This is a genomic window from Rhizobacter sp. P2_H2 (assembly GCF_056403375.1).
This window is the reverse complement of the sequence record NZ_JBFUFP010000970.1, coordinates 1-2,070: the sequence shown is the minus strand read 5'-3', so window position 1 is coordinate 2,070 and position 2,070 is coordinate 1. Positions and strand designations below refer to the sequence as shown.

Below are 2,070 nucleotides of genomic sequence, written 5' to 3'. Positions count from 1 at the left end.
GGCCAGCGCGGTGGCGCCGCCGATCAGCAGCGGCAGCGGCGTGCCGCGGCCGACGCTCTGCAGCGCGTTCACCGCGATCGGCCGCAGCACGCTGAACATCGCGTTCAGGATCGCGCGGATCACGGTCGCGGTGAGCTGCGCCGCGTTCGAGACCACCACCCGCGCCCAGCGGGCGGCCTGCAGGATGCAGTCCATCAGCTGCGAATTCATCTCGGCGATCTTCGTCATGTTGGAGGCCAGCACCACGCAGAACAGGTCGATGCCGGTCAGCCCGGCGATCGTCACGAAGCCGAGCTGCTTCAGCAGGTGCGAGAAGGCCTTCATCAGGTAGCTCAGGCCCTGCGCGGCGCGCTGCGTGAGCCAGCCGGGGTTGTCGGAGCTGCGCAGCAGCCAGCGCGCGAGCACCGCGTTGTCGCGCTCGACCGCGCCGCCGAGCCCGCGCACCGCCTGCCAGTTCATCTCGGTGCCGCCGACGCTGCGCACGTACTCGGTCATGTCGTGGTTGGCCACGCTGAGCAGCTGGCCGGTGGGCGACACCAGCATCATGTTGTTCGCGTCGTCCGGCTGGCCGTTCAGGTGGCCGTAGGGGTACGGGCCGACCATCGTCACCGGGTCGAGGTCGTGCGAGACGCGGAAGATGTTGTGCTTGCCGAGCGATTGCTCCATCGCGCTCTGCGCGCCGAGCGCGCCGACGCGCGGGCAGCCGAAGGTGTAGAGCTTCACCGCCTTGCCGCGCGACGAGAAATGCGCCGCCACCAGCGTCGCGACCGCGCCGCCCAGGCTGTGCCCCACGCAGTGCACCACGTCGGCATCCATGATCCGCCGGTCGTCGCGGGCCAGGCCGATCTTCACGCTGTCGAAGGTGTTGCGAAAGCCCTGGTGCACCAGGCCGAAGTCGCCGAAGCCGGTCATCGACGCGCGCAGGTCGGTCAGCAGGTCGGCCTTGGAGTGCTCGGCGCGCGTGCCGCGCGTCGCGATGACGACCTGCTTGCTGCCGGCGCGGTTGAAGCTCAGCACATAGCCGAAGCCGGTGGTGACGCCTGCGGTGGAGCCGGCGAACACCCGGTCGAGGTGGGCGCCGCCGAGCTCGGTGGGCTTCAGCGAGGTGTTGGCGCCGCCGCCCTGGGCCGCGGCGCCGAGCCCGTCGCCGGTGACCATCTTGCGCACGTTGGCGCGCGTCTCCATGCCGATGGTCGGCTGGCCGCTGATCCAGTCCTTCAGCGTGAAGTACGCGTTGTGCGCGATGTACGAAGCCTCTTGCGGCGTCAGGTATTCATTGATCGGTGTCGACATGGTGGTCCGATGCGGTGGTGCGTGTCAGGGGTGCGTCAAGGGTGCGTCAGAGCGCGCGGGCGAGGTCGAGCGACCAGACGGCTTCGCGCGGCGGCGAGGCCCGGTCGTCGGCGGTCTGCAACCAGAGCTTGCTGCCGGAGAGGCCCCAGCGCCGCACGCTGCCGTCGTCGAGGCCGAGCTTCACGAGTTCCAGGCCGTCGCGGTGGCGCGGCGAGAACAGCACCAGGTGCTCGTAGTGGTTCACGTAGCGCTGCGGGCCGAGCCGCTCCTTCTCGGTCTGGTAGCGCACCAGCAGCGCGTCGGGGCGCAGTTGCAGGCTGTCGATGAACCGGAAGGGCAGGCCGCGCGACCAGTCGGGCTCGACGTTGCCGAAGCTGCGCACGCGGTCGGCCTCGGCGTCGTAGATGAACAGGCCGTCGGTGGCCTGCGGGCGGTGGTACTTCAGCTGGATCAGCACCTGCCGGCCCGGCAGCGCGAGCACCGTCTCGGCGCTGTACATCAGCCACTTGGCCTGCGCCGGATCGAACGCGGCGCCGCGCTGCTTGTCGAAGCGGCGCGCATCGCGGGCATCGAGCTGCCACAGCTGGGTGCGGCGCTCGGGCTCGTAGGTGTTGACGACGGCCAGGCCGTCGATCACGAAGGCCTCGGCCGCCGGGTGCTCCGCGCGCGCGGCCGCGAGCGTGCCGGCCGGCGGCAGTCCGCCGTCGATGCTGACGTTGCGCACCTGCGGGTACGCCGCCGCCGGGGCCGCCGGCAGCGAGGCGGGCCAGGCTGATT

2 protein-coding genes are annotated in these 2,070 nt (G+C 70.9%); both read right to left on the bottom strand.

From position 1 onward, the window contains the following. The coding region (locus tag AC1D15_RS28895; RefSeq protein ID WP_477828726.1) for a lipase family protein at nucleotides 1-1,293 on the bottom strand (1,293 nt) is incomplete at its 3' end. Between the two features lie 46 nt (nucleotides 1,294-1,339). Further along, nucleotides 1,340-2,070 (bottom strand): hypothetical protein (locus AC1D15_RS28890; RefSeq protein ID WP_477828725.1); only part of this gene is annotated, 731 nt, incomplete at its 5' end.